The 16,055-nt window shown below is 38.5% G+C and carries 15 protein-coding genes; 14 read left to right on the top strand and 1 reads right to left on the bottom strand.

Annotated elements, in window-relative coordinates; all coding sequences use genetic code 11:
* Positions 1-559: 559 nt before the first annotated feature.
* The 6 genes from BHF68_RS01070 to BHF68_RS01095 all read left to right on the top strand — a co-directional run bounded on the left by BHF68_RS01070 (position 560) and on the right by BHF68_RS01095 (position 6,645).
* The gene (locus BHF68_RS01070) at positions 560-2,092 is read left to right on the top strand and encodes a multiheme c-type cytochrome (protein ID WP_069641794.1); all 1,533 of its coding nucleotides are present in this window, start codon (positions 560-562) and stop codon (positions 2,090-2,092) included.
* A 453-nt stretch (positions 2,093-2,545) separates the two neighbouring features.
* Complete coding sequence (locus BHF68_RS01075) at positions 2,546-3,208, top strand: 4Fe-4S dicluster domain-containing protein (RefSeq protein ID WP_084019114.1); 663 nt, start codon at positions 2,546-2,548, stop codon at positions 3,206-3,208.
* Positions 3,209-3,225: 17 nt separating this feature from the next.
* Positions 3,226-4,422: an NrfD/PsrC family molybdoenzyme membrane anchor subunit gene (nrfD, locus tag BHF68_RS01080; protein ID WP_069641795.1), complete on the top strand. Its 1,197-nt coding sequence runs from the start codon at positions 3,226-3,228 to the stop codon at positions 4,420-4,422.
* A gap of 212 nt (positions 4,423-4,634) precedes the next feature.
* Positions 4,635-5,939, top strand: coding sequence for a cytochrome c3 family protein (locus BHF68_RS01085; protein WP_141706205.1), 1,305 nt, complete (start codon positions 4,635-4,637; stop codon positions 5,937-5,939).
* Between the two features lie 146 nt (positions 5,940-6,085).
* Positions 6,086-6,373, top strand: coding sequence for a hypothetical protein (locus BHF68_RS01090; protein WP_069641797.1), 288 nt, complete (start codon positions 6,086-6,088; stop codon positions 6,371-6,373).
* A gap of 11 nt (positions 6,374-6,384) precedes the next feature.
* On the top strand, positions 6,385-6,645 hold the full coding sequence (locus BHF68_RS01095; protein WP_069641798.1) for a hypothetical protein: 261 nt from the start codon (positions 6,385-6,387) through the stop codon (positions 6,643-6,645).
* 77 nt (positions 6,646-6,722) lie between these two features.
* On the opposite strand, the gene BHF68_RS01100 is transcribed toward BHF68_RS01095, so the two are convergent.
* Positions 6,723-6,926, bottom strand: a complete 204-nt coding sequence (locus tag BHF68_RS01100) for a hypothetical protein (RefSeq protein WP_069641799.1) — start codon at positions 6,924-6,926, stop codon at positions 6,723-6,725.
* A 196-nt stretch (positions 6,927-7,122) separates the two neighbouring features.
* Between BHF68_RS01100 and hemA the strand changes: the two genes are divergently transcribed.
* The 8 genes from hemA to hemL all read left to right on the top strand — a co-directional run bounded on the left by hemA (position 7,123) and on the right by hemL (position 15,998).
* Entirely contained in the window at positions 7,123-8,493 is a 1,371-nt protein-coding gene (gene hemA, locus BHF68_RS01105; protein ID WP_069641800.1) for a glutamyl-tRNA reductase, read from the top strand.
* A gap of 98 nt (positions 8,494-8,591) precedes the next feature.
* The gene (locus tag BHF68_RS01110; RefSeq protein ID WP_069641801.1) at positions 8,592-9,419 is read left to right on the top strand and encodes a cytochrome C assembly family protein; all 828 of its coding nucleotides are present in this window, start codon (positions 8,592-8,594) and stop codon (positions 9,417-9,419) included.
* A 10-nt stretch (positions 9,420-9,429) separates the two neighbouring features.
* Entirely contained in the window at positions 9,430-10,092 is a 663-nt protein-coding gene (locus BHF68_RS01115) for a precorrin-2 dehydrogenase/sirohydrochlorin ferrochelatase family protein (RefSeq protein WP_069642256.1), read from the top strand.
* 66 nt (positions 10,093-10,158) lie between these two features.
* Complete coding sequence (hemC, locus tag BHF68_RS01120) at positions 10,159-11,088, top strand: hydroxymethylbilane synthase (RefSeq protein ID WP_069641802.1); 930 nt, start codon at positions 10,159-10,161, stop codon at positions 11,086-11,088.
* Positions 11,081-12,607 (top strand): uroporphyrinogen-III C-methyltransferase, encoded by a 1,527-nt coding sequence (cobA, locus tag BHF68_RS01125; RefSeq protein WP_069641803.1) that lies wholly within the window; start codon positions 11,081-11,083, stop codon positions 12,605-12,607. The genes hemC and cobA overlap by 8 nt, the downstream gene beginning before the upstream one ends.
* Positions 12,608-12,642: 35 nt before the next feature.
* The gene (gene hemB / locus BHF68_RS01130; protein WP_069641804.1) at positions 12,643-13,620 is read left to right on the top strand and encodes a porphobilinogen synthase; all 978 of its coding nucleotides are present in this window, start codon (positions 12,643-12,645) and stop codon (positions 13,618-13,620) included.
* Between the two features lie 46 nt (positions 13,621-13,666).
* Positions 13,667-14,704, top strand: a complete 1,038-nt coding sequence (ahbA, locus tag BHF68_RS01135; RefSeq protein WP_069641805.1) for a siroheme decarboxylase subunit alpha — start codon at positions 13,667-13,669, stop codon at positions 14,702-14,704.
* A gap of 10 nt (positions 14,705-14,714) precedes the next feature.
* On the top strand, positions 14,715-15,998 hold the full coding sequence (gene hemL / locus BHF68_RS01140) for a glutamate-1-semialdehyde 2,1-aminomutase (RefSeq protein ID WP_069641806.1): 1,284 nt from the start codon (positions 14,715-14,717) through the stop codon (positions 15,996-15,998).
* The last annotated feature ends 57 nt before the right edge of the window (positions 15,999-16,055 follow it).

Genomic DNA, 16,055 nt, shown 5'->3' on the forward strand with positions numbered 1-16,055 from the left:
TGAAATATAATGTTAATCACCTGCCAGGAATTTATGAAGAAAAAATGTAGCATATTTTCATATGTCATTATACAGGAAGATTTAATATTAATATAGCAAATTCTGCGTCTTTACTAGGTTTTTCTTTATTTTACGCCAGTTTATAAAGTATATAGAATTATAATTATATGAAAAAAAATCTATGGTACAAATGCAATGCAAAAAAGATGACATTTGACATGTGGAGCAAAAGTGACATATTAAACAACAAGATTATAAATATAACAATTGCTGATGATATTTATAAATTAAAAAAACTCTCAATCTAGTTTTCCAATAGATTTAGAAACGCCTATAAATAAAGCGGCATATCAATTATTTATAATTATTTAAAAGAAAGTGACAAATATACTCCTCCGATTGAAGTAATTAAGTAAAATCATTGCAAAAAAACAAGAGGACAAAATTTCCCTATATTAATGGACTTATGACAATATGAAGGAAGTGTGATGTATGTCAAAATGTGATTAAGATGTGAATTCATCAAAAACACAAAAACTTAAAAGGTGGGAAAATTGAAATGAGCAAAAATCGTTTATTAGTATTAATGGCGATGTTAGTGATTGCTGCTCTAGTTGTAGTTGGTTGTGCAGATGAAGTTGCGACGCCAGATCCAGCTCCAGCACCAGCACCTGATCAGCCAGTTACACCAGACCCAGTTGCAACAGACCATAGAACTGTTTACAATGAATATGTTAGCGGCTTCACTGGTCCTGATGCATGCCAAATGTGTCACCAAGATCAATACAAAAAATGGGAAACATCTTGGCATACAATTAAAATAACTGAAGGACCAGCACGTCTAGGTGGAAGCTTAGAGAACATCTGGGAAGATGTAGTTCCACAGTGGGATGAACTTGATACTTATGTAATCTTAGATCAAAAAGACAGAAATACTCTTTACATTAGTACAGAGAAAGTTGCTATTGAAGATGTAGAATTCGTTGTAGGTGCTACTCGTAAGCAACGTTATATGGTTTACTACGATGGTGGACCTCGTGAAGCTTGGTTATCTACTACTGAAGACGGTGGAATCTCTTGGACAATTGACAAGTCTCAAACAGTTCAATTCGAAGGTAACTTAGATCGCGCTGGTTACAAATTATTAGCAGTTGAAATGCGTGGATTTGGAGCGTCAATTTATTCATATGGTGAGCACAGATCATGGCAAGAGCGTTGTATCGCTTGTCACGTAACCGGTTTTGATGCTTATGCATGGGAAGATGCTTTAGAAGAGTATAAGAATGGTGAGCGTGAAGACCTGCGTGACTTCTTTGCAGCAGACTTGCGTATTAGCTGTGAAGCATGTCACGGACCAGGTGCTGATCATGCTGCTAACCCAATGGCTGAAGGAAAAATTATCAACCCAGCTAAATTGTCTTATGACGACCCGACTCGTAAAATGGTTTGTGAACAATGTCATACACGTACTGGCGGTAAAAATAAGTTTGATTTAAGTCAGGAATCTAACGATTTACGTGGATTTATGTTAGGAACTCATGACTACTTAGATGTGCAAGATTATGTACGCCCAGCTTGGGGTACTGGTAACCGTGCAACATCAATCGATGGTAAAGGTCGACGTGACCATCAGCATGACATGGATATCCGTTTGCAAGATTACATCTTTGAGAGACAAACAGTTCATGGACAACAAGCTTGCTTTGATTGCCATGACTCTCATAATGTAGGTAATGATCCAAACAACAAGAGTATTAAAGGTTCTCAACCAGTTGATGCATGTATCGCATGTCATGGAGATAAATCAGAAGATTACATGAAAGTTTTAAATGGTCGCACAGGGTGGTCTGGTTATGGTTTTGGTAACTGGGATAATGAAGGTGGAAGAACTGGTCATAGCCAACACATATTTAACTTTGACGAAGAAGGACGTAGCTTCGGTTTATCACCAGAGCAATACACATGGGCATTAAAATCTGGCGGTAACGCTGCAGACAAAGCTGATTGGGTATCTATCTGGCCTTGGGAAGCTTCTTACTTCGAAGGTAAAGGACAGCAAACATTCACTGGCGCTGAGCCTTGGAATCAATAATAGCTATACAATATTGTGAAGCTATATTATAAGTGGTTTTTTTGACAGAAGAAAAAGGGTTACTAATCATAGCATTAGTGCCCTTTTTTCTAAGTTTTAAGCTGCCAACACTGCCAATAATTACTTTTAATTTACCAAAATTAATATAAAAATTTTTGATGTTTCATAAATAAAAAGTTACTTTCTAGCTATAAATGATGTAAATATCACAATTAATTACTATGAAATAATCTTAGTGATGATGGGTGCCTGGAATAATAACTAGCTATAAATTACTATAAAAAACTAGTAGCATGATTGTGTAGAAGATTAAATAAAATTAGTAGTTCAATTTTATTTCATAATATAGTATGATAGGAAATGTAATATTAATCACATCTTTAAAATTCATAATTTAAACTTCAACTGGGGAAAACAAAAACAAAAAGAGAAAAAATAAAGGGAGGAAGAAACATGAAAAGACAGCTTTCGCGACGTTCGTTTATTAAGACAACTGCTGTTACAGGCGCTGGCGTCGCTCTCATTTCTGGCGGATTGATGTCGGTTGACAACTTGGCTCAAGCTTCAGGTTCGAATTCTGGCAGGAAGTATGGCATGGTTATTGATAATACTAAATGTATTGGGTGTGGATTATGCCAAAAAGCTTGCCGCACGCAATGGGATATGCCACCAGATGAAACATTCATTCAATTAGAAAGAGACTACGTTGGTGCTAACGGTGTACCGGAGCATTTCACTTCACAATGTAATCACTGTGAAAATCCGCCGTGTGCTAAAATTTGCCCAACAACTGCTACGTACTTAAATGAAGATGGTATTCTAGTTATGGACAATAAAAAATGTATAGCATGTAAGGGCTGTATGGCTGCTTGTCCATATAATGCAAGGTTTTGGAGTTATAAATGGAAGACTCCTGAAAAATGTCGTTTCTGCGATGGATACGTTCAAGGTGGACATAGACCAGCTTGTGTTATCCAATGTCCAGTAGAAGCTCGTGTATTCGGAGACTTAAACGATCCAAATAGTGAAATATCTAAAGTTGTTGCTAGTGAAAATCTTGTACGTTTAAGAGAAGAGCTAGGAACTGAGCCGAAAATATATTATAAGAGAAAATAATAAAGGGGGAGACAAACATGAAAGAAGCACTACACCAAGAAACGCCAATGCCTAGTCGCTTTAATAAGAACATTCCTCTACTAGGTTTTGCTGCTGTTCTGGCTGTTATATTTGCATATGGTGGAGTAATGTCGTTCTTATATGGGCACGGTGTTTGGGGAACGTCTGATGAAGTTCCTTGGGGTATATTAATTACAGCTTATGTTTATTTCGCAGTTGGCTGTACGGGGCTATGCTTACTATCATCGTTAGCTCACGTATTCCATTTCAAACCATATGAATCAATGGGTCTAAGACCAGTTATTTTAGCGATTGTTTCTATGATTACTGCATTCATAATTATCGCTTTAGAGTTAAAATACGTATTGAATATGGCAATTTATCTAGTATTATCACCAAACTTTAAGTCGGTATTCGTATTGATGGGTATGTTATATGGTGCATATCTAGTATTCTTGATTTTAGAGCTATTTACTTACGCACTAGGCTACAAAAAACTTTCAAGATATCTTGCAATTGTAGCTATTATCACTGGTGTTTCTGCTACAAGTAACTTAGGATTAGTATTTGGATCTTTAGTTGCTAGATCTTACTGGACTGCTCCAATGATGCCAATCATGTGGATTGTTTCAGCACTAGTAACAGGTGCTGCAGCATTAATTATTCTATATTACTTTGTAGATCGTGAGCAAAGTCGTGCTAATACAAACCACTTAGTAAATCAGTTCAGAAAGCTTTTAGGATACTTTATCCTAGGATACTTTGCATTAAATGCATTCCATATCTTTATGGGCTTAACTAGCTCAAATCTAGAAAGACAAGAAGCTGCTAATTTCCTTCTGTTTGGGGACTATGCAATCAATTTCTGGGTTATGGAAGTTGGGATTTTAGTACTTGCTTTAGCTGTGGTATTCCTATTATCTAATAACCAACGTGCAATAATGATGTCAAGCGTACTAGTATTGATAGCAATGATGTTTGCTAGACACAATACAGTAACAGCAGGACAGATAGTATCACTTACACCAGATGGCCAAGGACCAATTAAGATTCTTAGCTACTCACCAACATTTGTTGAGTGGGCGATGACTTTTGGTGCTTTCGGTATCATTATCATTGCATACATTGTCTTAGAGTATGTTGTTGTATTTGTTAAAGACAAATTTGGCAAGAAAGAAGTACCTGCAGCAACAGAAGCAACAGAGACTATGTAAAACGTATCATATATAAAAAATTTATGAAGACTTCACTGGGGAAATTGTTCCTTTGTGAGGTCTTTTGTTTTTTTCAAACACTTAGCATCACTCTAATTATAGAGCCATTCATAACATTTAACACGTGTAATATAAAAATAAAAACAATTCTAAATAAGTGACGGATGTCACTAGATTTAGTGAATTTATTATGAAAAAATAGATTTAAGAATGTGACGATACATAATAAGTCATTTAATGAATTGTGTTTGAAATATCACATTCAAGGTAAGGCTTTGCCTAATGAAACTTACATGGGTATGGACAACTGCTTAACTTGTCACGGTAGCATGAAAGACAAGTTTATGGTAACATCGCATCCAAACAAAACTGGAGATGCGAACAACATCAGACAAGAGCCTGTAGACACATGGCAAACTGAGATGTTAAACGAGTTTGGAAATCCAGTGGTATTTGATGAGAACGAAGAGACTGGAATTGAGGGAACTAGAGACATTGAGCTTCAAGATGGAACTAGCCTTCAAGGTGTAGGTGGAGTCTATGTTGTTTTCGATGGTCTAAGTGGTGAAGATAGAGTATTTGTAGCTAATTTCTATAATGAAGCGCAAGAATTAGTACACTCTATGAAAGTTGATGTTTTCCATGTAGGTGCAGGAGTTCGCCGCCAAGCGTTTGCTGTTAACTTAGGCGATGGTTATGGAACTCGTATGTTAAAATACCAATATAGCTTTGTAGATTGGAGTCATAACTACGAATGGAGAGATCGTAACCAAGCAAGAATCTTTGAAGTTAACTGTATCGCATGTCACGTAACAGGCTTCGACTTACCAAAGTGGGAAGCTGACAAGAACTTAACTATAGCAGAAACGACTGCAAACTTAGGAGTAGGCTGTGAGAACTGTCATGGACCTGGTTCTAATCATGCTGCAAACCCTATGGGTGAAAACTTAATTGTTAATCCTACTGTGCATTTAACTGTAGATCAACAAATTCATAATTGTTCACAATGTCATATCCGTGGAACAACTTTAGATGAGCATGGTGAGACTACACCTCGTCAAGACAATCTGAACTTCCGTCCTGGGGATAATGTTTTAGACTTCTTTAGACCAATGGAAGTGAAGTTTGGTGAAGGAACTTCCCGTGTTGCTACAGACGGCAAAGCCCGTGCATCACGCCAGCAATTTATGGATCATTACATTGGAACTAAGTCTTGGATGGCTTGTACTGATTGCCATAGTGTTCATGAAAATAATAATGAAGGTAAGTTATTACATGGCACTGTGGAGGAATTATGTGCATCTTGTCACGGAGGTCAATACGGTTCAACTGAAGATATTCGTGAGTTAATCGATGGAATGCGTGGATTTGAAGGTAATGATAGAGGTTGGTATCAAAACCATACCTATAAATTTGACGATGAATGTCGCGTAATTGGATTCCCAGAAACAGAGTGGAACGAAGAGAACAAGTGGCCTTGGCAGTTTGAAGATTGGAAATGGGACTGGGAGCAGTAATCTCAAATAATTACTCACAAGATTGAAATATGATTTAATATGAAAAAGTAGCCATCATATCACAATATGATGGCTACTTTTTTGTATACATAAAAAACCTCCTCAAGCTAAAAATAGTACTAATTATTGATTAAGAGGTGAGAATTATGAAGCTTAAGAAAATGTTGTTATCTATAATGTTAGTGTTTGCTGTAATTTCCTTAATAGTTGCTTGTTCTCCAGCTGAGCGACCTGAAGCACCAGCTACTGAACCAGACTATCCAGATAGACCACTTAATGAACCTCAAGTACCAGTTGTAGATGATGAGCGACAACAAGAGCTATATGAGGATCTACAACCAGGGCGAGGTGTCGATATTGATGAAGATAGACTTGGGGAAATGCGTCACCAGCTCGAGCAACGCGCACCAATATTTCCGCAGGCGCCAAGATAGGAGCAGCTAATATGACTAATGAAAAGAAAATATTGTTAATTATTCTTCTATTAATGGTAGCGGTTAATATGTTAGGTTGTGAGCAGTTAGAAAATATGCTCAAGACGATTGAGGAACGAGAGGATATTGAACAAAACGGCGATAAACCGAAGAAGGCTGCAGAAGATGATGAGACTGAAGATGATGAAGAAGAAACTGAAGATGAAGAAGCTACCGATGAGGAAGCGGATGGAGTAGAAGAAGCACAGGAACAAAAACCCGCAGGAAGCTGATAAGCTAGTCAAGGGCTGTTGTTTACAGCAAACTTTAAGTTTGTTGTACAACAGCCCTTTTGTAATGGAGCTATATATTAGCGGTTTTTATAGCGAAATTTATAGCTTTTGAATTTTTCTGAAGATTTATAATTGCGGTTATAATCCTGAGCTAAAGATGATACAATAGCCGCATCGTGGAAACATCCTGGCGGGAAATGTAAAATCGTATGGCCTAATAAAAAATGTAAATCTTTATTTGGACTATAGGAAGATAATTTAGTATCATAGACAGTATGCATGTTAAAGCCTCCTTACATAGTTAATATATCTATATGATATTATGAACTGGGCAAATGTGTGTATTGTTATATGTGTCATATATCTGTAGCAATTTGTTCACAAAACAGTCATACTCTGATTTTTATACAATGATATAATAATAAAAAAGTAAAGCATTATTCTGAAGCGATGAATTGATGGGGTGAATTTAGAAAAATGTACATTTTGGCCGCTGGTATTAATTACCGAACTGCACCGGTAGAGATTCGGGAAAAATTCACATTCACCAAAGATGAAGTTCCTGATGTTCTACAAAAAATACGATCAATGAATAGTATTATGGAGTGTTCTTTAGTAGCGACGTGTAATCGCACGGAGTTCTATTTCATTGTTGATAATATTCATTGTGGTGAGCAGAACCTATTAATGTTTCTGCAAGAGTATTTCAACACTGATCGTTCTGAATTTAGGCAATATCTATATACCCATGCTAACGAACGAGCTATAATTCATTTGTTCAAAGTTGCCTGTGGTTTAGATTCTATGGTGCTTGGTGAAACACAAATCTTAGGACAGGTACGTGAGGCATATGATGTTGCATTAGCAAATAACACAATAGGAACGATTCTTAAACAGCTACTACCACACGCGATTTGTGTTGGTAAACGCTGTCATACTGAAACAGATATTGGGAAGAATGCTGTTTCTATTAGTTATGCTGCAATAGAGCTAGCAAAGAAGATTTTTGGTCAGTTAAACGATAAGCAAGTATTAATTATCGGCGCTGGTAAAATGAGTGAATTGACGGCAAAGCATCTAAATAGCTCAGGCGTTGAACAGGTTTATGTAGTAAACCGTACATACCAGCGAGCACAGGAACTTGCTGAGAAATTTAATGGTATTGCGGTAGAGTGGGAGAATATTGAAGACTCATTATCAGAAGTGGACATCGTTGTAAGTTCAACGGGGGCCACTGACTTTGTCATTGACAAAAAGATTATGGAGCGAGTAATGATTAGACGTAAAAATCGTCCGATTTTTATGATTGATATAGCTGTTCCTCGTGATTTGGATCCAGAAATCAATGAGGTAGATGGTGTATTCCTGTATGATATTGACGAGCTCGAAGGTGTTGTAGAAGCGAATAAGAAATTACGTGAGCAAGAAGTTAACGTCATCGATACAATCATCGAAGAGGAGATAGATAATTTCAGCACTTGGCTTGACACCCTAGAGGTAATCCCACTGATAAAAGCCTTAAAGCACAAAACAGATGCTATCTATGAAAACACAATGGAAAGCTTATACAATAAGCTTCCAGACCTATCAGAACGTGAGAAGAAAGTAATTCGCAAGCATACAAAAAGCATTATTAATCAGATTCTAAAGCAGCCTATCACCCATGCAAAAGAAGTAGCAGGCAAGAAATATTCAAAGGAACAAATTGAATTGATTGCCGAAATCTTTGGCGTTTTAGAAGAACCCTGTTATAAGGCCAATGTCGTTAAGCTTGGGAATCGTAAGCCTAAATCTACAGTATGCTCAGTAAAATCTGAGAAGTACCTAGCTTCCATTGGCCGCTTGTAAGTAACCTGCTTAGTCCAATAAATAAAAGCTGTTAATTTTGATTGTATAAAAGCTGTTAATCTAATAAGTAACTTGTTAAGTAATGGGGGGGTTGGTTAATGCTTTTAAGTGATTATGCATGGCTTTATATTGTAATGATAGTCATATACGCTTTAAGTGTTACATTATATTTTTATGATTTTATCCAAAGCAATAAAAAAGCCAACCGTCTAGCCTTTGGTTTACTAGTCGTAGTTTGGATATTCCAAACTGTGTTTTTCCACATGCGTATGAAGGAAATTGGACAAATACCTATTTTGACACTTTTTGAAACTCTGTTTTTCTACTCGTGGATGCTAGTTACATTAAGTCTTATAATTAATTATTTATATAAAGTTGATTTACTTGTGTTTATGGCAAACGCCGTAGGATTCGCAATTGTAGTTCTGAATTTATTTGTCAGCAGACAGGCTGATCCTGGAGTTAACGAATTGCTGCAAGGTGATTTGTTAGTCGTTCATATAATATTTGCGTTTATTAGCTATGGGCTATTTTTTATATCATTTTTGTTTTCGTGTTTGTATTTGTTACAGGTACGAATGCTAAAAAACAAGCAGGTATTTTCTAACCTGTATAGAAAAATCCCACCGCTAGATAAACTAGATAAGTTTTCATACTTACTAGCACTTATAGCGTTTCCTGTATTACTAATATCCTTGGTATTAGGGACGATTTGGGCTTATATGAACAGTATTTATATTTGGACAGATGTGAAATTTATTATTAGTAGCTTAGTGCTAATAGTATATGGTGTTTATTTACACCGACGTGTGGCACTTGGGTGGCAGGGACGTAAGCTAGCAATATTAAACATGCTAGGTTTTGCTTTTATTATCTTTAATTACTTCCTCTCTAGGTGGGTATCATCCTTCCACCATTGGGTTTAGGGTTATGCCTATGGAGAGATTTTACCCGATATTTTTAAGAATTAAGGACAAACTATGTGTCGTTGTTGGCGGTGGTAATGTCGCTGAACGTAAAGTCATGACCTTACTTGAGGATGGAGCTAAGGTAAAAGTTATTAGTCCAGATATTACGAAAACCTTATCAGCTTTAGCTGAAGCGGGAGAGGTAGAGTGGAAGCCTAGGTATTATGAAGTGGGTGACTTACTCGGCGCATTCCTAGTATATGCAGCTACCAACTCACAGGAAGTTAATCAGCAGGTATACACAGATGCCCAAAAGCACTCTATTTTAGTAAATACTATAGATAACCAGGAGCTATGTGATTTTATTGTTCCTTCAAGAATTGACAAAGGCAAGCTACAGATTTGTATTTCAACCTCAGGTGCTAGTCCTGCATTAGCGAAGCAAATTCGCGAAGAGCTTGAAGAACACTTCTGTGATGAATACCAAATGTTTTTAGACTGGATGCAGCAGCTGCGAGAATGGTTGTTGAAAAATGAGCCAGATGAACAAACGCGCAGACAAATTTTCAAACAGGCTGTTCAATCCCCTATTTTAGAGTTGCTGCGTGAACAGCGCATCGAAGAAGCAAGAGCAATTATACATTCATATACAAAAGAACTGATTCTAACTGACCAATGTGGCTGCAACTAGATAATAAATTGCAATTAGATCTTAAATTGAGACTTTTAGAATTGACTAACGACTTTGGAGGTAATTATGAGAAAAATTATTATTGGTAGTAGAAAGAGCGAATTGGCACTAACACAGACAAACTGGGTAATAGCTCAACTTAGCAAACTGAACTTGCCGGTAGAATTTGAAGTAAAGAAAATTGTCACTAAGGGAGATAAAATCCTAGACGTTACCCTTTCAAAGGTTGGCGGTAAAGGTCTATTTGTCAAAGAAATTGAGCAGGCATTACTTGATGGGGAAATTGATATTGCTGTTCATAGTATGAAGGATATGCCTGCAGAAATGCCGGAGGGTCTTGTGATTGGTGCAACTACTGTTCGCGAAGACGTGAGGGACGCCTTAGTTACTAAGGACAACCAGTACACGATGGATACTTTACCAGAAGGTGCTCGCATTGGAACAAGCAGCTTGCGTAGAAGTGCACAGCTATTGAATATGCGTCCTGACCTAGAAATCACATCTATTCGTGGAAACGTAGGCACTCGTATTAACAAAATCGATGAAATGGATTTAGCAGGAATTATATTAGCATGTGCGGGGTTAAACCGCTTAGGTCAATCACAGCAAATCACAGAGGCCATTGACGCTACTATCTGTGTGCCAGCAGTTGGCCAAGGAGCATTAGGCATTCAATGCCGTGCTGATGATAAGGAAGTATTAGATTTATTAAACCATCTTAATCATGTACCGACTGAACAGGCAGTACTTGCAGAGCGTTCATTCTTGAAGCAATTAGAAGGTGGCTGCCAAGTACCAATTGGAGCATACGGCACATGGGATGGCGAGCAGGTAACACTAACGGGTATGGTTGCAAAAATAGATGGATCGAAGGTGCTTAAGCATACACTAACAGGTAAAGATCCAGTAGCATTAGGAGTCGAAGTAGCTGCACTATTAAAAGCAGAGGGAGCAGCAGAGATACTAGAGGAAGCAAAGGAGATTGCCAATGTCTAAGGGAAAAGTATATTTAATCGGAGCAGGCCCTGGAGACCCAGGTCTAATTACAGTAAAAGGTTTAGAGTGCATTAAAAAGGCAGAGGTTTTAGTCTATGACCGTTTATCAAGTCCAAGATTATTAGCCCATGCAAGTACTGATTGTGAGTTAATCTATGTTGGTAAAAAGCCAGATCGCCACACATTACGCCAAGAGGAAATCAATCAATTACTTGTAGATAAAGCCTTAGAGGGTAAAGTTGTTACCCGTTTAAAGGGTGGAGATCCTTGTATCTTTGGTCGAGTAGGTGAAGAAGCTGAACTACTTGTAGATAACGGTTTAGAATTTGAAATCGTTCCTGGTATTACATCAGGAATTGCCGTTCCAGCATACGCAGGTATTCCAGTAACACATAGAGACTATAACTCTTCATTTGCAATTGTTACGGGACACGAAGACCCTGAGAAGAATGAATCTAATATTGATTGGTCTAAATTAGCGACTGCTACAGGCACTATCGCTTTCTATATGGGAATCTCTAATCTTCCTAGTATCGTAAGTAACCTAGTGAAGCACGGTCGTCCAGCGACAACTCCAGTAGCACTAATTCGCTGGGGAACACGTCCAGAGCAATGGACACTAACAGGTACCCTTGAGACAATTGTAGAAATCGTTGAGCGTGAGCAGTTCACATCACCAGCAATTATCTTAGTTGGTGAAGTAGTTAAATTAAGAGAGAAGCTTAACTGGTACGAAAAGAAACCGTTGTTTGGTCAACGCGTTCTTGTTACTAGGGCTAGAAGTCAAGCAAGCGACCTATCTGATATGATTGAAGAGCTTGGTGGCGAGCCGTATGAGTTCCCAACTATTAAAATATTGCCTCCAGTTGATAGAAAGCCTATCGATGCAGCATTAAATGAGCTTTCAACATTTGACTGGGTAATTTTTACAAGCCCTAATGGTGTTTCACACTTTATGAAATATTTAAAAGAAAACAAGGTCGATATCCGTAACTTTGGCAATGCTAAAATTGCCTGTGTTGGACCAAAAACAGCAGAAATCCTTGAAGGTTATGGTTTAAATGTAGACGTGCTTCCAGCACAATTCATCGCTGAAGGCTTACTAGATGCTATTGAAGATCAGCTTAAGCCAGGACAAAAAGTCCTGCTTCCACGTGCCGACATTGCGCGCAAGATGCTTCCAGAAGAGCTAAAGAAGCGTGGACTAGAGGTAACAGAAATAGATACCTACGAGACAAAGATGGATGCAAGTAACGCAGATGAAGTGGTTGAGCTATTACAGGAGAAAAGAATTCAAATTATTACCTTTACAAGCTCATCAACAGCTAGCAATTTCTATGAAGCATTAACTAGTACTGGTCAAGATGTGCTAGAGCTAATTAAAGGCGTGAAGATTGTCAGCATTGGTGCGATGACAACACAAACATGTCAAAAGCTAGGCTTTGAAGTAGCAATTGAAGCTGAAGAGTCCACATTAAACGGCTTAGTAAATGCAACTATTGAAGTAGCAAAAAAATAGATGTTGAAACAAATCGAAGTTTGGGAGGGTAACGCATGGAACCATTTCAAAGACATAGAAGATTAAGAAAAACTGCTGCAATGCGTAGCTTAGTCAGAGAAAATATTGTTACTACAGACGATTTAATTTATCCGATTTTTGTGGTGCATGGCAATAAGCAAAAGAATGAAGTGCCATCAATGCCTGGAGTATTCCATCTATCAATTGACATGCTAGAGGCAGAGGTGCGTGAGCTAGAGCAATTAGATATTAAATCTGTTATTCTGTTTGGTTTGCCAGCAGAAAAGGACTATATTAGCTCGGAAGCCTACGCAGCGGATGGTATTGTACAGCAGGCAATTCGTAGAATCAAAGACCTTGCTCCAGACATGCTAGTGGTGACAGATGTTTGCCTATGCCAATACAATCCATTAGGACATTGTGGTCTTGTAGAAGACGGCTATGTAACTAACGACAACTCACTAGAATTAATAGCAAAGGTTGCAGTATCCCATGCAGAAGCAGGGGCTGATATTGTAGCCCCTTCAGATATGATGGATGGTCGTGTGTATGCAATCCGTAATGCCTTAGATGATAATGGATTTGTTGACGTACCGATTATGTCCTATGCTGTTAAATACGCGTCAGCTTACTATGGTCCTTTCCGTGATGCTGCTGATTCAAAACCGCAGTTTGGTGACCGTAAAACTTATCAGATGGATCCAGCTAATGTTAGAGAAGCGATTCGCGAAGCCCAAACAGATATTGAAGAGGGTGCGGATTTCTTAATGGTTAAGCCAGCATTAGCGTATATGGACGTTATTAAAGAGTTAAAGCAAAGCTTTGATTTGCCTGTAGCGGCCTATAACGTAAGCGGAGAATATTCAATGATTAAGGCGGCTGCCCAAAACGGTTGGATAGACGAACAGGCTGTAGTCATGGAGACTATGATTGGGTTTAAGCGCTCAGGTGCAGATATAATTCTAACCTATTTCGCAAAAGATATAGCTAAATGGTTAAAAGAAAGCAAATAAACCCTGGCTAAAGTATACGTATTACATTTCAGGAGTTGAATATTAGATGGTAGAATACCAATTAGATACAATTGATAAAAAGCTATTAAACCAATTACAGTCACAGTTTCCATTAGTGGCAGAACCGTTTTTAGAGTTGGGGAGGCGCTTAGATGTCTCAGAACAAGAGGTTATGAGTCGCATCGAAAACTTAAAAAAGCAGAAGGTAATTCGTCAGATATCCCCTATTTTTGATACTAAAAGCCTAGGGTATAACTCAAGCCTTGTGGCAGCTAAGGTTAAGCCTGAGCAGCTTGAGGCAGCGGCAGAAATAATTAATCAGCACCCAGGAGTTAGTCATAATTATGAGCGGGCCCATGAATTTAATCTGTGGTTTACGATTGCTATACCACCAGATAGCAAGCTCGGTTTAACGGGATCGGTAGAATTATTAGGAAAGCTTGCGGGCGTAGACTCAATCCGTTTGTTACCGACACTTAAGCTTTTTAAGATAGGTGTTAAGCTAGATTTAGAAAGCAACGGTGGCGCTCGTATGTCTGATGAGCCAGTATATGATCATAAATCAGCACCGACAGACACGAAGCTGTCTGATGAAGAGATTCGCCTAATTCGTGAAGTACAAGGTAACCTAGAGGTTGTTTCGAGGCCATTTGACAAAGTCGCTGATAAAGTCGGTATATCCGTTGATGAATTACTAGACTATTTGATACGATATAAAGAGACGGGTCATATGCGCAGATTTGCTGCTGTACTCCATCATCGTCAAGCAGGATTTCAAGTTAACACCATGGGAGTTTGGGCAGTGCCAGAGGAGCGCATAGACGAAGTCGGACAAACATTAGCTAAATTCTCAGCCGTTAGCCATTGCTATAGAAGACCTAGCTATCCAGACTGGCCGTACAACGTATTTACGATGATTCATGGCCGTGACCGAGAAGACTGTGAAAACATATTACAGGATATGGCGAACACAGTGGATATTCATGAGCGTAGCGCCTTATACTCTTTGAGAGAGTTTAAGAAAATAAGAGTTACATATTTTGCTCAAGATATTCAGGATTGGGAAGATAAACATATTAAATAGGAGGCTAATTGTGATTAGACCAAACTCTGCAAAAGCTTTTGAAGAAGCAAAGAAGGTTATACCAGGTGGTGTAAACAGTCCAGTTCGTGCATTTAGCGCTATGGGTACACACCCAGTTTTTTTCAAGGAAGCTAAAGGTTCTAAGTTTACTGATGTCGATGGGAACGAGTACATAGACTACGTAGGTTCATGGGGACCACTTATATTAGGTCATAGCCATCCAGAAGTAGTAGCAGCCATCAAAGAGTATGCAGACAAAGGAACAAGCTACGGAGCCCCAACAGAATTAGAAACAGAAATGGCAAAGCTAGTAATTGATATCTTGCCATCAGTTGAAATGGTACGCATGGTTAGCTCAGGCACTGAAGCTGTTATGAGCGCATTGCGCCTAGCTCGTGGTTATACAAAGCGTAATAAAATTATTAAATTCGAAGGCTGTTTCCACGGACACGCTGACAGCATGTTAATTAAAGCTGGTTCAGGAGTTGCAACCCTTGGCTTACCGAATAGTCCAGGAGTACCTGAGAGCGTAGCAACCCATACACTTACGGTGCCATATAACGATGAGGAAAGCTTAAAGCTCGCCTTTGAGAAGTACGGTGACGATATTGCGGGAGTTATCCTGGAGCCAGTGGCAGGGAACATGGGATTAGTAACTCCTAAGCCAGGCTATCTAGAATTTATCCGTAAAATAACGAAAGACTATGGTGCATTACTAATATTTGATGAAGTAATGTGTGGCTTCCGTGTCCACTATAATGGAGCACAGGCCCTATACAACATTGACCCAGACATAACCTGTTTAGGAAAAGTAATCGGTGGTGGAATGCCAGTTGGAGCATACGCTGGTAAACGTGAAATCATGGAGCATATAGCACCAGCAGGAACAATTTATCAAGCAGGAACTCTATCAGGAAATCCATTAGCTATGATTGCGGGATACACAACCCTGAAAATCCTCGGTCAGCCAGGGGTGTTTGAAGGCTTAGTGGAGAAGACTAAGCGCCTAGCTACTGGGATTGAAAAAAATGCTAAGGACCTAGGAATTCCATATTATGCTGACCAGCTAGGCTCTATGTTCTGTCTATACTTTAATGAGAATGAAGTCTACGACTATCAGACAGCAGCTAAATCAGATTTAGAGCGCTTTGCTAAATACTACCGTAACCTATTAGAAGAAGGGGTATATATTGCACCTTCACAGTTCGAATCCTGCTTTATGTCAACTGTCCACTCCGATGAAGATATCGATAGGACAATCGAAGCAACCTACAATGCGATGAAAAGACTATAATAATAAGTAATTCAATAGTAATATACTCTAAAAAATACCGTCGATTAATCAATCGGC

The organism is Desulfuribacillus alkaliarsenatis (assembly GCF_001730225.1).
GTDB classification, from domain to species: domain Bacteria; phylum Bacillota; class Bacilli; order Desulfuribacillales; family Desulfuribacillaceae; genus Desulfuribacillus; species Desulfuribacillus alkaliarsenatis.